This is a genomic window from Mesorhizobium huakuii (assembly GCF_014189455.1).
Classification (GTDB): Bacteria; Pseudomonadota; Alphaproteobacteria; order Rhizobiales; family Rhizobiaceae; genus Mesorhizobium; species Mesorhizobium huakuii_A.
On the sequence record NZ_CP050296.1, the window covers coordinates 2,577,148 to 2,590,945 of the forward strand.

General features: G+C 58.5%; 20 protein-coding genes. 8 read left to right on the plus strand and 12 right to left on the minus strand.

All coding sequences use genetic code 11. The features are described from left to right. Positions 1-4: 4 nt before the first annotated feature. Positions 5-862 carry an ATP-dependent DNA ligase gene (locus HB778_RS12720; RefSeq protein WP_183464212.1) on the minus strand — a complete coding sequence of 286 codons (858 nt, stop codon included), beginning with the start codon at positions 860-862 and terminating at the stop codon, positions 5-7. A gap of 127 nt (positions 863-989) precedes the next feature. Between HB778_RS12720 and HB778_RS12725 the strand changes: the two genes are divergently transcribed. From HB778_RS12725 to HB778_RS12740, 4 genes are read left to right on the plus strand one after another with little or no spacing between them, the layout of a single operon-like run. Next, entirely contained in the window at positions 990-1,154 is a 165-nt protein-coding gene (locus HB778_RS12725) for a DUF3606 domain-containing protein (RefSeq protein WP_183464213.1), read from the plus strand. Between the two features lie 26 nt (positions 1,155-1,180). Continuing rightward, on the plus strand, positions 1,181-1,396 hold the full coding sequence (locus HB778_RS12730; RefSeq protein WP_183464214.1) for a hypothetical protein: 216 nt from the start codon (positions 1,181-1,183) through the stop codon (positions 1,394-1,396). Next, positions 1,393-1,578, plus strand: a complete 186-nt coding sequence (locus tag HB778_RS12735) for a hypothetical protein (protein ID WP_183464215.1) — start codon at positions 1,393-1,395, stop codon at positions 1,576-1,578. Before HB778_RS12730 ends, HB778_RS12735 begins: the two co-directional genes overlap by 4 nt. A 47-nt stretch (positions 1,579-1,625) precedes the next feature. Then, positions 1,626-1,952 carry a helix-turn-helix domain-containing protein gene (locus HB778_RS12740; protein WP_183464216.1) on the plus strand — a complete coding sequence of 109 codons (327 nt, stop codon included), beginning with the start codon at positions 1,626-1,628 and terminating at the stop codon, positions 1,950-1,952. A gap of 423 nt (positions 1,953-2,375) precedes the next feature. Here HB778_RS12740 and HB778_RS12745 read toward each other — a convergent pair whose 3' ends face one another. Then, entirely contained in the window at positions 2,376-2,624 is a 249-nt protein-coding gene (locus tag HB778_RS12745) for a hypothetical protein (RefSeq protein WP_183464217.1), read from the minus strand. 225 nt (positions 2,625-2,849) lie between these two features. Between HB778_RS12745 and HB778_RS12750 the strand changes: the two genes are divergently transcribed. Both HB778_RS12750 and HB778_RS12760 read left to right on the plus strand, forming a co-directional pair. Continuing rightward, complete coding sequence (locus HB778_RS12750; protein WP_183464218.1) at positions 2,850-3,086, plus strand: hypothetical protein; 237 nt, start codon at positions 2,850-2,852, stop codon at positions 3,084-3,086. Positions 3,087-3,840: 754 nt separating this feature from the next. Continuing rightward, a complete protein-coding gene (locus HB778_RS12760; protein WP_183464219.1) occupies positions 3,841-4,071 on the plus strand; it encodes a hypothetical protein in 231 nt (76 codons plus the stop codon). A gap of 48 nt (positions 4,072-4,119) precedes the next feature. On the opposite strand, the gene HB778_RS12765 is transcribed toward HB778_RS12760, so the two are convergent. Both HB778_RS12765 and HB778_RS12770 read right to left on the minus strand, forming a co-directional pair. After that, positions 4,120-4,416, minus strand: a complete 297-nt coding sequence (locus HB778_RS12765; protein WP_183464220.1) for a hypothetical protein — start codon at positions 4,414-4,416, stop codon at positions 4,120-4,122. 661 nt (positions 4,417-5,077) lie between these two features. Continuing rightward, the gene (locus tag HB778_RS12770) at positions 5,078-5,746 is read right to left on the minus strand and encodes an outer membrane protein (protein WP_183464222.1); all 669 of its coding nucleotides are present in this window, start codon (positions 5,744-5,746) and stop codon (positions 5,078-5,080) included. Positions 5,747-6,015: 269 nt separating this feature from the next. Here HB778_RS12770 and HB778_RS12775 point away from each other — a divergent pair, with 269 nt between their 5' ends. Beyond that, on the plus strand, positions 6,016-6,852 hold the full coding sequence (locus HB778_RS12775; protein ID WP_183464223.1) for a hypothetical protein: 837 nt from the start codon (positions 6,016-6,018) through the stop codon (positions 6,850-6,852). Between the two features lie 77 nt (positions 6,853-6,929). Here the strand turns inward: HB778_RS12775 and HB778_RS12780 are convergent, their stop codons facing one another. From HB778_RS12780 to HB778_RS12790, 3 genes are all read right to left on the minus strand, one after another. After that, the gene (locus HB778_RS12780) at positions 6,930-7,292 is read right to left on the minus strand and encodes a hypothetical protein (RefSeq protein WP_183464224.1); all 363 of its coding nucleotides are present in this window, start codon (positions 7,290-7,292) and stop codon (positions 6,930-6,932) included. A 257-nt stretch (positions 7,293-7,549) separates the two neighbouring features. Next, a complete protein-coding gene (locus HB778_RS12785) occupies positions 7,550-8,206 on the minus strand; it encodes a hypothetical protein (protein WP_183464225.1) in 657 nt (218 codons plus the stop codon). A 43-nt stretch (positions 8,207-8,249) separates the two neighbouring features. Beyond that, on the minus strand, positions 8,250-8,723 hold the full coding sequence (locus tag HB778_RS12790; protein ID WP_183464226.1) for a terminase small subunit protein: 474 nt from the start codon (positions 8,721-8,723) through the stop codon (positions 8,250-8,252). 93 nt (positions 8,724-8,816) lie between these two features. On the opposite strand from HB778_RS12790, the gene HB778_RS12795 reads away from it, so the two are divergent. Then, positions 8,817-9,047 (plus strand): hypothetical protein, encoded by a 231-nt coding sequence (locus HB778_RS12795; protein ID WP_183464227.1) that lies wholly within the window; start codon positions 8,817-8,819, stop codon positions 9,045-9,047. A gap of 271 nt (positions 9,048-9,318) precedes the next feature. Here HB778_RS12795 and HB778_RS12800 read toward each other — a convergent pair whose 3' ends face one another. Genes HB778_RS12800 through HB778_RS12815 form a run of 5 tightly spaced genes read right to left on the minus strand, consistent with a single transcriptional unit; the run spans position 9,319 to position 13,798 of the window. Next, the gene (locus HB778_RS12800) at positions 9,319-11,763 is read right to left on the minus strand and encodes a hypothetical protein (RefSeq protein WP_183464228.1); all 2,445 of its coding nucleotides are present in this window, start codon (positions 11,761-11,763) and stop codon (positions 9,319-9,321) included. Position 11,764: 1 nt separating this feature from the next. Further along, positions 11,765-11,905, minus strand: coding sequence for a plasmid mobilization protein (locus HB778_RS43445; RefSeq protein WP_432421248.1), 141 nt, complete (start codon positions 11,903-11,905; stop codon positions 11,765-11,767). Further along, entirely contained in the window at positions 11,896-12,429 is a 534-nt protein-coding gene (locus tag HB778_RS12805; protein ID WP_183464229.1) for a hypothetical protein, read from the minus strand. Before HB778_RS12805 ends, HB778_RS43445 begins: the two co-directional genes overlap by 10 nt. Further along, positions 12,426-12,776 carry a hypothetical protein gene (locus HB778_RS12810; protein ID WP_183464230.1) on the minus strand — a complete coding sequence of 117 codons (351 nt, stop codon included), beginning with the start codon at positions 12,774-12,776 and terminating at the stop codon, positions 12,426-12,428. Before HB778_RS12810 ends, HB778_RS12805 begins: the two co-directional genes overlap by 4 nt. Then, positions 12,776-13,798, minus strand: coding sequence for a hypothetical protein (locus HB778_RS12815; RefSeq protein WP_183464231.1), 1,023 nt, complete (start codon positions 13,796-13,798; stop codon positions 12,776-12,778). The genes HB778_RS12810 and HB778_RS12815 overlap by 1 nt, the downstream gene beginning before the upstream one ends.

Genomic DNA, 13,798 nt, shown 5'->3' on the forward strand with positions numbered 1-13,798 from the left:
CTTATCATTCCTCGCGAAAATCCTGCAACGAAGCGTGCCGCAAATCCTCCTCGCCGCGCAAGTGCTTCACGCGGCCGATGATGCCCGGCTTGACCCATTGCGTCGCCGGCCGCTTCATCCCCTTCGGCGCTGAGCCGGCGTGCTCCTGGACGCGCTGCCATAGCCGTTCGCGGATCGCGCGGCTGGGATTGATGAAGGCCGAACCGACATAGCGGCCGGTCACCCGATCCGCCATCAAGGCGAAGGCAGGCTTTCCCGCCTCGCGTTCGACGCCGAGCAGATCATACTCATCAACGGAATAGCATTTCGCCTTCAACCAGTTCGTCGACGGGCCGCTGCGGTATTTGCTGCCGCGCCGCTTCGATACCATTCCTTCAAGGCCGGCTTTGTCGAGCAGATGAAAGATCGCCTTGGCTTCGCCGGGCAGAGGCTCGCTGAACTGGATGCGGCCGCCGGGCTCGATCATGTTGGCCAGGATCTCGCGCCGCTCCTCGAGCGCCATGTCGCGCAGATCGTGGCCATTGAGATGCAGCAGGTCGAAGGCGACGAAATACAGGTCATGCTGCCGCCGCGTGATCGCCTTGCGCAATTCGCCGAAGTCGGACAGGCCGGCTTCGTTCAGCACGATGATCTCACCGTCGACGATGGCGCTTTCGGCGCCGAGGGTCTTCGCCTCCTGCACCAGGTCGCGATATTTGGCCGTCCAGTCGTGGCCGTTGCGCGTGTAGATGCGTGTCCCCTCTTCGTCGATGATCATTTGCGAGCGATATCCGTCGAACTTGACCTCGTGAATCCAGCCGTCACCTTCGGGAGGCTGCTCAACAAGGGTCGGCATCAACGGCGCGACGAACTTCAAACGCATATACGGAACTCACACAAGCCAAGCCATTAAATAAGCCTTTGCTAAAATAGTTCCGACATTGGAAATGCCCAGCGAAACAAATCGGCGTGGCGCACGTTGCGGTCGATGGCAGGCTGGGAGAACCACGATGACTGACGACAAGAACAAGCTTGGCTATCAGGACCGAAGCCAAGTGAGCGGGGACCAGGAATACGAGGTCGGCTATTTCGCCAGCAAATTCGGCCTGTCTATCCCACAGGTCCGGGAGCTGATCGCAAAGCACGGCAATGATCGCGACACCATGGAGCGGTAAGCCAAAGCACTTAAGGACGGGTAGCCATGCCGGTCTATCAGGTAGAAAAAATGTACGGTGACGAAGTTCTATCCTGCGAAAGTGTGGAGGACGAAAATCCCCCAAAGGCAGCCGAAAGGATCGCCGGTCGGCCCGTCTCACGTCGAGGCTTACAACCGTACTGGTATCGCGTCGTCGAGGAGCGTGAAGGGGCGATCTACGAGTTTAGCGTGGCCGAAACACGGAAAGACTTTGCAAAATGACGAAGCTATCCGACCTTGGTCCGTCTATTCCTGGCAAGCGTCACGGCGGCGACCATCCCGACGAACAGGACAACTTCTATTCCTGTACAATCTGCGGCCAGATGGTCGACATGCGCGATCTGCGACAGGTCATTTGGCACGAACGGCCGAAGCACAAGCCGTTGATCGTGCTCGTTGATTAGACGCGGCCCTTAACAAAAAATAGCCCTCTCCATTCCATTAGGAGCAAATGAAATGTTGGCCGGAACCTTCCGTCCGATCCGCTGTTCTGAAGAAAAGTCCGTGGAGCGGAGATGTCACTTTGCGACACCTGACGGCAGAGCAGTCGCGAGCAGCGCGCGCGTTATTAAACTGGTCCTGTGTGAGGCTAGGCGCCAAGTCCAACCTCAGCGAAGAAACGATTCGCCAGTTTGAGAACGGCCGCAGAATGCCGGGGCCGGGCAATCTAACACGCATCCGACAGGCATTGGAAGCAGCCGGTGTTGTATTTACCTCTGCTGAGCCATCGCTAACCAATCTCTCTGAAAGTGCGGCCAACGCACTCAAAGGCGGGTGATGACGAAGCTATCAGACCTTGGCCCGCCCATTCCCGGCAAGCGCCAGGGCAGCGCGCCGGGCCAAAAAGAGGCAATTTCTATTCCTGTCCCCACTGCGGACAGTCGGTTGATCAGCGCGATTTGCGGCAGGTTCTCTATCATGAAGGGCCAGGGCACAAACCGCTGGACCCTGAAGACGGCGCTAAGATCATCATGTTCCCTGCCGTCTCAAGATAACGATCTCAAGAAAACGACCGTCCGGAAATCAGCAATTCGGCCACCAGCCAAAAACCGATGGCCGTGAAAAGCAGGACTGCAAAGGCGCAGAGCAATAGCTTCATCGGCTTTCATCCCACCCCAACGGGCTGTCTATCCCTCACTCCTGTCATTAGCGGCGATAGGCGTCGGGCCGCACAAAACTAGTTGGCGGCCCTGTGTAATCTTTAGCCGCCATTGGCAGCCGGTGCCGGAGCTGCTGGCTTCGCAGGAGCTTCAGCCTTGGGCGCCTCGACTTTGGGCGCCTCAACCTTGGGCGCTTCAACCTTTACGTTGATGTCCTGTCCGCCACCACCGTGGACGTTGATAACGCCGGTGAATATCAACAAAACGACGATTGCTATGATGGCGAGAACAATGGCGACCGCAGTGCCGCCGCCACCTCCCGAATTTACAACTGTAGGGCCGTCGGCCATGATTTTGCTCTCCAATTTCAGTTTATGACGGTTGAGCAACGGCGCCCACGCATTTGCGTTCCGCTGTGAGGCTAAGGTCCGGGGAGCCCCCGACTGAAGTCCCTGTCCCGCAACGGAAGCCCGGCAAGCACGTTACGACCGCACCCTTGGCGCCGCCCTTGGAGGACGGCGCGCGCCCTGTCATGGATGCGACTCTTAGTGGATTCCTTAGAAGCGAGGCAGGCAGTGACCTTTGTCGACAGAACCACAGCCCATGACGGCGCAGGTCATGCCGCAAATGATAACAATACCCCTGCTCCAGATACCTCGTCGGTGCTGGGCCACGTCTTTTCTGCGGAGGACGACAAGATTGAGGATCTTGTCAGACGAACGGAGCGACTTGGCGTTGTCGTTGTAGTAGTCATGGCGATCGGCCTTGTTGTCGTGCCGGCTCTGTGTGTTGCACTGACCCTCGGGATATAGCGTGGACTAGAACGTCAAGAATTTAACTTCCTTCACCGCCGCGCAGCATGCGCCAAATGTCTGTCCAGTAGGCGGTGACCAGCGACCCCGGAGCGGCGGCGGCCATGCCAGTGACGCCCAGGGCGCCAAGCCCTCTGAACGGGGGCAAGCTTGAAGAGAGGTCACAGCCGTGGTTTGCTAATTAAGCAATGTCCCACGCGTGTTCGGTGGGAGATCCGATGGCGGGTGCGAAGTATTACGTCTTCAAGGAAGGTGATCGCTGGAACGTCCGCTACGACGGGAAGGAATACCCGTACGATTCCAAAAGCGATGATGTGTTGGCAAGGCTCCGAGAATTGCCGCCTCACATGGTTATGAAGCCGAGGTCTTGACCCAGGGCATCGACTTGAAGTGGCGAATGGAGTGGGCGAGCTAGCACGCGGCCGATCGCCTACACCGTTCTTTAACCATGCGGCTAAGGTAAACATTTTATGGAGAACTCATCCGGTTGCAGGGGGTTGTAGGCGGGTCTGCAACAAAGAGGACCAGCCCAGCCATGCACCGTCTACCTATCGCGACCGCCCTTCTGATCTCCTTCGCGACGGCCTACGGTCTATGCGTCTGGGCATCCTCTGCCCATCACATTGACCTGTTTCAGGCCCAGGCGTCACCGTTGGAAATACGCGGGTTTGAATAGCTGACCACGATCACAAACGCTGCGGAACTGGTTGTCCGTAGGAGCGTTCCTCTGCGGGCCTAAAACCGGAGAGTGACTATGGATGACGACCTGCGCCTGAAACTCAAGGAATTGAGCGCGAGCATGCAAAGCAGGGCGAACGAACTAGCGTTGCCCGGTGGGAACACTGATATTTCCGCGCTGATGTCCGGAATCGCAGTCACATTAGAGGCGCTTCTGGTGATCGCCGAAGAAACCCGAGTGCCCCGTTCTGGGCCGAGTTTAGAGCCGGGCATGGTCTCCGGGACAGTCGCCCCGGGTGGTGAATAATGGTCCCCCGCCACGGCATAAGCACCTTCGCCTTACGGATAAGCGAATTTAACGCTTGTGCTCGGGAGGCTGGAGCAGAGCGCCACCATATTGCGTCCATAGATGTTCGCAGTCCCAGACCCTCAAGCTAGGCGTTCCAGGTTCCCCGTACACGACCATTGCGCCGCGAACATCGTAGCCAAGCACGGATGCGTTGGCGACGAACTGGATGGCCCGCCCCAAGCTGATGGCGCTGATCCGGGTTTCGGTTTTACTGGTGAGATCGATCACGCCGAAGATTTCCGCATCCGCTCCTCTGCCGGCCAACACAGCCGTCGATAACGCGTCGTCCAAGGCAAGAAGCATCGCGGAGTCCCCCTTAACCAGCCCCTACCTAACTTCAATGCGCGAAATTTGTTCCGCGCAGGCAGGTCTTCTGGCACGAAGAGCCGGGGCATGATCCGCTGGAGCTGGCACCGGACGCCACGATTCTCAAATTCCCTGCGCGACGGCCGAGCAAATAAAAAAGCCCGCCGGCCGGAGCCAGCGGGCGCGTCAGATAGTCCGTCAGATTGTCGTTAGGCGACGGGTCTCGATGTCACTACCTGCGCAGTGACCTCGGAAAGGCGCTCATGCTTGATGAGTGTCGGCTTCTCGTACTTCTTCACGATTATCCCCTGTGTTTCTCCCTCTGCACCAAGGTGCCTTCGGCCCATGACGGTTGTCAAGCTAACGCTAAAATTGCCGCCATCTTTCGGCAGCGGCCATGGTCTGGGTGCTAGGATCAGCCAGCATAGGTCAACGAGCAACGAGCGGCGGAGGGGTTGGTTGCGAACCGAAGATCCGTGGCGGGTCATCTAGGCGGCCGCGCCGGCCCCTGTCCCATTCCATCGGATGAACGGTGCATCGTCGCCGGTGATGTTACAGTCTTCAACAGCGCTTCGTGCGTCCGTTGGAGCGTGCGGGCAAGAATTCGCCTACACTATCGCCTGGCGAAAGAACTCGGCTTAAGCGTCCGACACGTATCTCAGAATTTGTAGTTAATTCTGGCGACGACAGTGTTCTCGGTCTCGCGAGCGCTGAGCACGTTGGCCGGAATCAGGCTGCTCGCGCCATCTTTCGAGCCGAAATCGTAATAGTTCCATTCAACGCCAGCGGTCCAATGGTCGGTGAAAGCATATTCAGCGCCGAGGCCTGCCGTCCAGCCGACCCTTGCCCCGCCACCAAACGACTGCGGAAAATCGGTCTCCGCGAATTTGTATTTCGTGAAGGCAACACCGGCATCGCCGTAGATCAGGAAACGGTCAACTGCGTAGCCAAGGCGTCCGCGCACCGAACCCAGATAGTCCTGCTTGGTCTCGCAGTTTGTACCTGCGGTGGTCGAACATTGGTCGTCGCCCTTGACAGTCGAGCCTGCGAAGTCACCCTCGATGCCAATAACGAATTGGTTGATCTGATAATTGTAGCCGATCTGGCCGCCGTACACGACTCCCGACCCGTTTGTATTGAAGGGAACGAAGCCCGGAGTGCTTACTGGCGACCAACGGCTGTTATTCCATGCGCCTCCACCTTGAGCACCGACATAGAAGCCGGTCCATGAGTATGGCATTGCGGCCACCGGCTCAACGAGGTCGGCCGCCAAGACTGGCGAAGATGCTGCCAGGAACGCAGCGGAACAGATGAGAGCGAGTTTCAATGCCGTCGTCTCCAATGACCAGGTACAGCTTTGCCCATTTTTTAGCCGAGAGTCTGCGCTACTTTTGCAACAAGTTGGAATTATTATCGAACTAACGATCGAACGCCGGCTTCCAGTCGCGGTTCCGCTCCCGCTGCTGGCCCTCGTAGTCAGGAATGCATGTGAAGAACACCGGGCGCCGATCGCGGGCCCGCTGTAAACGTTCTTGCTGTGCTGTTGCGCTTGATGTCTACTAGCCAGAAATAATTTAGTCCACAGGAACAGACCAAATGATCGACGCCGTTGGAATAGGCTTGATTGGTGGTTTCTGCGTTGGCGTGCTTTGCGGTAGATCCGCTTGGGTAGCCAGGAAAGACAAGGCGGAATTGGAACAACCGTCCACTTACGAACTCAAGCGAAACGTTGAAGAGGCAGAAGGCCGTTATCTTGAGGTTCTACGCCGCGAGATGGCGAATATTCTTATGGTAAGCAACCCGGATACGATGCTCACGGCCTATGACAAGGCGTGGCGATATCAGAGGGAGATTGTCGCCGCCGATCCCGAGCGGCGCAATGCGGATCTCCATTCGATAACCCAGAAATTCAAATACTACCGAGAGTTCGAATTACTGGGGACCAGACATTTTGTGCCGTACGAGGCAGCAATGTTCTCATTCTCTGAAGACGAGGTGGCGGATAGGTACGTTGAGATTTCAAAAATGTTGATCTTGCGCCGTACGATATTCGGTGGAGAAAAGACGAATCAGGTGTTTGATGACCAAGAATATGAAGTCCTGTCCAAGTCCGTTAGGGCGCAAAAGGACCGAGCTTTCAGAGCGAAAATAGAACACGCCATGGCTCGGTTCTATGCTTTTTCGTCGGGTTATGATCAGAGCCCAGGCGCGACCAATGCGCCGCGACCAGAATTCGACATGGGTGATGTATCGGTTTTCAGGCTTAGGTCTGCGAGTTTTACGCCTGAGAATGAAAACGGCATCGTGTTTAAACTCACAGGCGAATATGCGGTCTACACAACTTTCCATGATCACGAACGCTGTCGCACCTACCAGTCATATTATCGGAGCAACGCGTCGTTCGGCGAGCGCCAGGCCCTCGAAATGCGTTGATCCGATATCTCCTGAGCAGGGTGCGAACGGCGCTAGCGGGGGCCGAAATGTCAGGCTTTGACAAGTAAACAGCAACCTTAATTCACCGCCGGCCCCGCTCCGGTGAATGTTTCGGCCCGAAGGCCGGAAATGCTCTCCAGGGTTTCAATAGTGCGATCAATCAGGTGGTGGACGCACTCGGTCGCCATGCGCTCGCCAGCATCATTAACAGATGCGAATGCCAACGGTAGCAAGGTGCGCGCCGTGGCCGCAAAGGCCAGTGCGTCGGCCGGGGTTTCAGATCGTGAACCAATCAGGCTAACCAGCAACTTCAGCAGGTGATCGCCCTGCGTTGGCGCACCCAGGGAATTTAGCCGAACCGCCGAAGCCATCTCCTGCGCTACGCTGGTTGCCCGTCGAAGATCTCCGCTGGCAGTCGGTCGCTGAAGCTCGTCATTCATAAGCGCCTCCGGTAATGTTACGGATCGTTTCGTTTGCGCAGGCCACGAGATCGGCATAAGCGCGCCGGGCGGCCACTGCCTCGCACGTGTATCGACCGTGCTTGTACTGGCCGTGAGCGGACCCCTTGGGTGCTCCAGCTCGCGCTCCATGCATGCGGCAGACTTGTTTTCCCCGAACAGCAGGAGCCTGACACTTCACGCCACTGCGCTTGCTCTTGGCGTGGCACCTCGGGGCAGCGTGGGCGCTTTGCATGCGGTTACCGGTCATTTTCTTGACCCACCCCACCCCCGTGGGCGACGTTGCCAACAATGGCTTGCCCACCCTTCTCGACGGTGACGCGCTCCACAATGACTCGCTGCTCGCCCTTGCTGCGATAGCGCTTCAACGCCTCTACCTGGGCCGAGAAGGTGCGTGCGAGCTTGTTGAACGTCTTCTCTGCGCTGTCCTGCTGCGGAATGGTGTCTACGTTCGCAAGCCGCCTGGCGAAGGTCATTGTCGCCATATGCACCGCTGCCATCTGGGCGGCCAGCATCGCCTCGACCTGGTCCTGAGGTGCAATGCCGCCAACGATTGCAAGGGCGAAGTTGGTGCCGGATTCGTCCACTACCTGGCCTTGGCTGCCGATGTTGACCAGTTGCCCGATCATGCCTTTTGCGAAATCGTCGCTGGTGGTGCCCATTGCTTCCTTCAGCAGAGCGCAGCCGACATCTTGGTCGGGATGGTCGTTCGTTATCTGGATGCCGGAAACCTTGATCCGGGGTACGACGGGCGCCTTTCTGCGCCGAGCATAGTGCTTGGCCAGTGTTGCCTTTTCGCGCTCAGCCTTCTCGGGCGAGATGGCCGGCACTGACATATCGGCGCCATTCTGGGGCGAGGCGGCGGGTTGTTTCTTGAGCGGAACGACCGTGTTCAAAGACGTATCTCCGTGAAGGCCAATCATTTTGACGTGAGGTGTGTCACTTTCCGCCCGGGAGGCCCCTTGTGGCTCCGTCCACGGCTGCGAGCAGACTCCCGATTGAAGTTTCGACCGTGCCTGACAGCTCGGTCATTACCTTGTTGCCGTATTTCTTGGGCCGCATGCGCTCCGCAACCCATTTGCGAGTATCGACGCGGAGGCGCGACCGCTGGATATGCTCGCTGTTGACCTGCTGATAGGTCGATCCGTCCGCATTTTCCTTGGTGCTGAAATCGTTGCTGCCATCGTCGGCGATATCCACCATGTCATCGACGTGAATGTCGGCTTGGATCTCACGCGCACGCGTGTACTGGTCACAAAATTCGGAGCGATCTGGATCGAGTAGCCAGCGCAGCACTGTTGTCTTAGAGGGCATGTCGTCCGCAAGGCAGATCGAACGAAGGCTTTTCCCCTCCGCCAACCTTTCGCAGATTGCGGTGGCTATCTCATTGGTGAATTCACTTGGTCTGGCCATTCTCAGTTCCTTGTCGCCTTTACGGAGTATTGAAACGCGCGTTCTCGACTCTTCCAAATCCTGACGGCATGATCCTCTTTTCAGGAGAAGCGAATGGACTGGAAACCGACCGACGAAGGTGCGGGGCTCTTCGGGGCGCTATACGCGATAATCTTTTCGCTGATCGAACAGGGGGCGATCGACGAGCAGAAACTGAAAGGAAGCTTGCAGGTCATATTGGACGATATGCCGTCAGAACTACGAGCAGGGCCGCACGGATTCTTCCTAGAAAAGCTGGTGAAGCATGTCGGGTCGCAAAACGGCAATCCGCTGAAACTTCACTGAAAACAACATTGGGCCGCGTTGACTGGATCACCTTCATCTCTTTCCGATTCATCGATTCTCTCCTATGTTCTCGGCCATGATCCCGAGATGGCTTTACTACGCGCTCTGCCTTGCCGTTTTTATTCCGATGATGTGGGTCGTCGGGCTTGTCCTTCGGCCCATCACCAATTGGACCTCCCAGGCGTTTGGCTGGCCCGGTTTCGGCGTGATGATTGCGGCATTCGTCGCCATGATGGCTGTTGGCTATATCCGCAATCGACGTGCCGGCCGCCTACCATGGCAATTGGAAGCTGCGCGTCGGGCGAGGCACGATAGCGGGCGCTAGTGTCTGCCCATTTGCGCCACCCTCCATCATCATAGCCCGCGCAATCATCTTGGCTTTCTCGCTCATAGCGGACGCTACAGGCGACGACCGTTCATAGGCGAGGAGCGCGTCCATAACGTTCTTTTGTGCTGGTGACGTAAGAACCTGCGCCATGCTCGACCTAGCGACGGTATTGGCTGCCGCGCGTCCGGAGTTGATTGCATCTGCCACCATGCGGGAGCCCTTCCCGGCAAGCCAACTCACCGGAAGGCCGGCCACAGATCCTAGAACCGGTGGCAAACCGAGGGAGGTTGCAAGTTGCTCGCCAATGAGGACACCGGAAAGAGCCCCACCGCCATGTCCGCCCGCTGCCGCTCCTGCCTGGTTGAGCAACTTCGGTTGCGGAATATCCGCATCGGCCGCAGTGGCCATCGCGGTCTTTGAGCCGTTCAAAGCGGCATTGTTCGTCGCCTGCATTGCGGCTTGGCTGTCGAGTTCCTTGAGTAGGCTATCGGTCTGCGGATCGCCGATTACCTGCCTCAGCTTCTGAGTGGCATAGCCGTTTTCGTTCGCAAGGCGCGTCTTGACGCCGGCCGCATCGGTTCGCGCTTGGCCCATGGTGTCCGTCAGCGCCTTGCGCGTGCCGAGTTGGAAAGCGTCCTTCTCGGGCTGAGACATCGAGGCCAGGCGGGACTCAAGCAAATCTGGATCGTAGACTTTGCCATCCACCCGTGGGGCAAAGATCGAGCGGCCATTTTCGAAAGCGTTTTCGATGCTCTTGTCGGACGCATACTGAGAGCGGGCCGCAGCATACTCGGGATTCGCCGCGTCCATCTGGTTCAAGAGCTTCGTCCTGACGCCCCACAGGGCGCGCGCCTGCGCGTTGTCGCCGCTGCGGAAGGCAGACGAAGCCGCATCATCAATCGCGTCCTGTGCGCGGTGCAGGACCTCCAGGCTGCCTTTGCTGAAGTTATTGCCGGCGATGTAGCTGCGAGCCTTCAGGAGAGCGCTGGAAATAGGATCCATCGCATTCCCCGCCATCTGGCTTGGAACAACCTGCGAGTCAATCTGCGCGATCACAGGAGTTACATCGATCGGCGTCGTATTCGCTGCTGCCTTCGCGTAATTTGCCGCGCCGTTTGCCGCCGTGGTCGCCTTGAGGGCGCTCATTTGCGCAGGAGCGTTGATATCCGGCCCAGCTGCGGAATCCACCGCGGAATTGATGCGTGGTGCGAATTGGTCCGCTCTGGCCGCGAGGTTCTGAGCCATCTGAGGCGAAACGTCGGTCTCAGTCGTCGCCATACGAGCCGCGAGGCCTTGCGCGGCTGGCCCGGTGTCAGCCAACACTGCACCCGGCCCGAGATCCGCCTGTTTCTGTAGAGCGGAGGACACGGTGTCGCCTTGTCGAGCAAGGTTGGCCACAAGGGATTTCGCGGCTTGTCCCGGGACAATTCCCCCGTGCATCAAGCCGTAGTAAGCGTCGATGACCTTTCGCGCGCCCGCGCCGACGAGTTTTCCTACGACAGATCCAACCGGAACAGCTGCAACGCCGAGTCCGCCACCCCATTCGCCGCCTGTCTTCGCGCCTGCCAGGCGATTGCCGGGGTCGGCACTCAGAGCGCCTTGGATAGCGCCCATGCCGGCACCTACAACGCCGTTTGCACCCAGCACCGGCAAGATGCCCCCGCCAAGGATCCGCGCGCCTGAGGACGCCAGTGCGGCACCGCCAAGACCCGGAAGCAAAGCGCCCGCCAACTGTCCACCTGCTGAAAGATAAGGGTGTTCCGCAAACTGGCGATCCAGCACCTGTTTTTGAGCGGCTTGATTTACATCGTAGTTATCCTGAAAATTGTTCCCTTTGGCCGCCGCGATAGCCGCAGCAGCAGCTGAAACCGCCTCGTCGCCGCCGCCAAGGGAAACGCCCTGGAATGTGGGGGCGAGGGCGCGCGTACTGTCGAGCCCAGAACTGGCTCGCTTGAGCAGCGCCATATCCTGAATAGCCGTGTTTCGGTCGCCGCCATTGTCGCTCGGACGAACGATTGAGAGGTCCGGCCGATCGGAGATTGAGTCCGTGGTAGCGCCATGGATGATGACGCCCGGAGGCGGAGCACCATATGGCTCGGCAAACGGATCATGGTCGACTGGTACGAGCTTGAAGCCGGGAGGCGGAGCAGGAATGTCCGGACCTTGGCCGCTCGACGAGTTGCCATCGGCAGGCGCCGACTGGAGAACAAAGCCGGGCGGAGGCGCGGGAATATTTTGCGGCGCCCAAGGGTCGTGGTCGACCGGAACAAGCCTGGGAGAGCCGACGACAGGAGACCCGCTCCACCACTGATCGCTGTCATTCGCCGACGCCGGAGTTGTCGGCACCTGCGGCACTACAACAGGCGAAGAGTCCCACCAGTTGGCCATCTTAGAGGGCGCCCGTTTCGCACAATTTGCCAGCACGACGGATCAGCTCGCTTAGCGTCATGTGACGAGAGCGGGCGACTGCGAAAAGGTGGCGCTTTTCCTCAGGGGACATTCGCACAATGATCTGATCAGTCAGGCGCATTGAGGTGTTTCCTTACGGCGCGAGGATAGTTGAGGGGTTGAGGTCGCCGGGGACTGCTGACCACCGAGCTTTACCGCTCGCAGGTCAGCGATGGTTTTTGCGGCCTCGATCGCCGGCAATTGGGTGATGTCGCGCAGGCGCTGCTTTTCGGCAGAGACCACGGCCAATGCTGCAGTGTCCCCGGCTTCCATGGCCTTGAACGCGTCGATATCTTTTTCTGCGAGGACCGGCGCACGTTCCGCCCGTAGGCGCTGTCTGGTGACTTCCCTGGCCTTCTCCAGATCGACCACAATCTTACCGTCAGCGACAGTCCATGCATTGCGGAAATCATGGTGATCAACCGGGAAATCGGTCAACTCGCAGCGATGCCACGAAACCGCCTTCAGGCCGATGGCGGCCCAGGTCTCGGTATTTTGGTCGACTTGCACCTGGATCTCCTCATCGGCCGATCCGCCGAAAAGCTGCATCCGGCCAACGCTTCCGTCCTGAAAGCTGACCGCGACTATTGCCGAAGCATCCATCATTGCGTCCCCCATCCGGCCACATGCCAAGCCGTAGGATCGGCGGCCAAGTTGGTTGTTGCCGTGTTATCGATGCAGTCGATTGCCACGCTGCCCGCCGCCTGCGCTGCGTTTCTGATATTGGTGCGCCGCGCATTGGCAACGGCGTAGGTTGTCGCCGTAAGTTCGGCCGCGCATTGACAGCACCAGTTGGCCGTCGAAAAGGCCGTCGTCAGTGTGACGGTCAGAATGCCTAAGCCAGTATCGGTGATGCTGCCAACATTGAAGCTAGCGGCGTTCGTCGGCACGCCAGCGGAAACCGTGGCCTTGATCCAGAAGCCGGCGAGGTCGTCTGATTTGAAGGCGCCCATTAGAAGTAATTCCCTCCAAGCCTAGCCACGCCGGCAACGCTCCCGGGGAAATAAGTAATGGCGGCGCCATTGGTGAAGATCGCGCCGCCAGTGAGGGCGTCATACCTCTGACCCGTTGCGGACCCAGAAAAAGCGCTGGAGAAGCAATCGATATCACCAGCCCGCCCGGCTCGGACAAAGACATCGGAGAATGCTGGCGTGCCTGATAGCGTGACGGTTATGCCATTAGCCACAACGCTGCCGTTTACTGCAGCCATATGATACTGCGCATTGCCGACGATCGAATATGCACCGGTAGCCTGGCATTTGCCGCCGAAGGCGAAAATATGACCCTCGGCGCACGTTCCGAAGCGAATATTCTGATACTGGATAAGCCCGCTCGTCGATGACAGATGGATGCCCGTCGTCGTCGACCGCAATTCCATGTCGCGGACACTCCACGTTTGCCCGCTGGCATTGGTGAAGCAATTTGCGCCGGTCGTGCTGATAATCACATTTCCGGGGGTGGCGTTGTTGCCTTTAATTACTGGCGGCAAGGAACCGAGATAGGGAGGAAGGGAAGTACCGGCAGTGTATGTCCCGTCAACAACCTGTACGAACGCCTGAAAAGTAGAGCAATCAAGCGCAGCGATAACGTTGGCGGCCTTTTGGATGGTCAGGAAAGCGCCGCCCGCGCTGTTGACAAGACCGGTGTTGCTGTCATTGCCGTCGGTTCGGACATAGTAGGTGCGAGCAGCAGTAAGGACTTCTCGGGCGGTAGCCTTGGCAACGAATGTCGTATCGACGTAATTCTTCGTTGCGGCATCCTGGGCCCCAGACGGGTCAGCCGCATTGACGACACGAAACCCGCCCATCGGGAGGTTGGCGCCCATTGCCTTGACGCCGGAGATAGGCAGCGAGCCGGTAATCTCGTTGCCGATGTCGGCCGCAAGCGCATTATAGGGCGTGCTCTGGATGAGCGTGTTCGGCACGCCTGCGGTGCCCGCCGGCTGCACAAACACCCCGGAAGAACTGCGGGGCAT

What these genes read in the sequence shown, in the direction of transcription:
- HB778_RS12720 (WP_183464212.1), bottom strand. Translation starts at nt 862, where the DNA reads ATGCGTTTGAAGTTCGTCGCGCCGTTGATGCCGACCCTTGTTGAGCAG.
- HB778_RS12725 (WP_183464213.1), top strand. Translation starts at nt 990, where the DNA reads ATGACTGACGACAAGAACAAGCTTGGCTATCAGGACCGAAGCCAAGTG.
- HB778_RS12730 (WP_183464214.1), top strand. Translation starts at nt 1,181, where the DNA reads ATGCCGGTCTATCAGGTAGAAAAAATGTACGGTGACGAAGTTCTATCC.
- HB778_RS12735 (WP_183464215.1), top strand. Translation starts at nt 1,393, where the DNA reads ATGACGAAGCTATCCGACCTTGGTCCGTCTATTCCTGGCAAGCGTCAC.
- HB778_RS12740 (WP_183464216.1), top strand. Translation starts at nt 1,626, where the DNA reads ATGAAATGTTGGCCGGAACCTTCCGTCCGATCCGCTGTTCTGAAGAAA.
- HB778_RS12745 (WP_183464217.1), bottom strand. Translation starts at nt 2,624, where the DNA reads ATGGCCGACGGCCCTACAGTTGTAAATTCGGGAGGTGGCGGCGGCACT.
- HB778_RS12760 (WP_183464219.1), top strand. Translation starts at nt 3,841, where the DNA reads ATGGATGACGACCTGCGCCTGAAACTCAAGGAATTGAGCGCGAGCATG.
- HB778_RS12765 (WP_183464220.1), bottom strand. Translation starts at nt 4,416, where the DNA reads ATGCTTCTTGCCTTGGACGACGCGTTATCGACGGCTGTGTTGGCCGGC.
- HB778_RS12775 (WP_183464223.1), top strand. Translation starts at nt 6,016, where the DNA reads ATGATCGACGCCGTTGGAATAGGCTTGATTGGTGGTTTCTGCGTTGGC.
- HB778_RS12780 (WP_183464224.1), bottom strand. Translation starts at nt 7,292, where the DNA reads ATGAATGACGAGCTTCAGCGACCGACTGCCAGCGGAGATCTTCGACGG.
- HB778_RS12790 (WP_183464226.1), bottom strand. Translation starts at nt 8,723, where the DNA reads ATGGCCAGACCAAGTGAATTCACCAATGAGATAGCCACCGCAATCTGC.
- HB778_RS12795 (WP_183464227.1), top strand. Translation starts at nt 8,817, where the DNA reads ATGGACTGGAAACCGACCGACGAAGGTGCGGGGCTCTTCGGGGCGCTA.
- HB778_RS12800 (WP_183464228.1), bottom strand. Translation starts at nt 11,763, where the DNA reads ATGGCCAACTGGTGGGACTCTTCGCCTGTTGTAGTGCCGCAGGTGCCG.
- HB778_RS43445 (WP_432421248.1), bottom strand. Translation starts at nt 11,905, where the DNA reads ATGCGCCTGACTGATCAGATCATTGTGCGAATGTCCCCTGAGGAAAAG.
- HB778_RS12805 (WP_183464229.1), bottom strand. Translation starts at nt 12,429, where the DNA reads ATGATGGATGCTTCGGCAATAGTCGCGGTCAGCTTTCAGGACGGAAGC.
- HB778_RS12810 (WP_183464230.1), bottom strand. Translation starts at nt 12,776, where the DNA reads ATGGGCGCCTTCAAATCAGACGACCTCGCCGGCTTCTGGATCAAGGCC.
- HB778_RS12815 (WP_183464231.1), bottom strand. Translation starts at nt 13,798, where the DNA reads ATGCCCCGCAGTTCTTCCGGGGTGTTTGTGCAGCCGGCGGGCACCGCA.